Source organism: Streptomyces sp. KR55 (assembly GCF_052245645.1).
GTDB lineage: Bacteria > Actinomycetota > Actinomycetes > Streptomycetales > Streptomycetaceae > Streptomyces > Streptomyces flavusporus.
This window is the reverse complement of record NZ_JBQQCE010000999.1, coordinates 1-721: the sequence shown is the minus strand read 5'-3', so window position 1 is coordinate 721 and position 721 is coordinate 1. Positions and strand designations below refer to the sequence as shown.

Annotated in this window: 1 pseudogene; it reads left to right on the top strand. The window is 69.3% G+C overall.

Annotation, left to right across the window (positions count from 1 at the left end):
• Positions 1 to 114: 114 nt before the first annotated feature.
• Positions 115 to 721 (top strand): annotated as a pseudogene (locus ACTWQJ_RS52010) (site-specific integrase); the annotation flags it as partial.

Sequence of the window (721 nt, the reverse complement as noted above, 5' to 3'; positions counted from 1 at the left end):
GTGCCCGGGAGTACTTCAGCGAGGTGCCCGACTCGGAGTATCAGGTGCCCGAATGGCAGTGGACGCCACAGAACATCGAGGGCCAGAGCAGGGCCGTCGAGGAGGGGGGGAAGGGTGGCAAGGGTCTGGATTGAGGACCGCGCGAAGCACGCCGAGTACCAGGCGGCCATGGAGAAGTGGAAGGCCGCGAAGAAGGCCGGCAGCAAGCGGCAGCCTCCCGGCCGGTGGCGCGTCCGCTGGTACGGGCCGGACGGCAAGCCGAAGTCCGCCACGTTTGCAAAGCTGCCCGAGGCGGAGAACCACGTTCACGAGGTCGAAGCCAAGATGCGGGACGGCTCGTACCGGGACGCGTCCGCGGGCAAGGCGACGCTGACGGACGTGTACGAGAAGTGGAAGGGCACCCTTAGCGGGCTGCAGCCGACCACGCGGGAGACGTACCTGGACACGTGGCGCGTGCACGTCGAGCCGCGATGGGGCGACTACCAGGTGCGGCGCATCGAGTGGGAGGACATAGCCGAATGGGTCGGCCAGCTGGCCCACGGCATCAACGGGCGCCGCGGCGTCAGCCCGGGGCGGATCCAGAAGATCCACCTCGTGCTGTCCCTCGTGCTGGGGCACGCCGTGCGGGCGAAGCGCATCGCCGTGAACCCCGCGGCAGGCGTCCCGCTCCCCCGTCCAGTCCCGAAGGATCACGTCTACCTCACGCACGCCCAGGTCGACC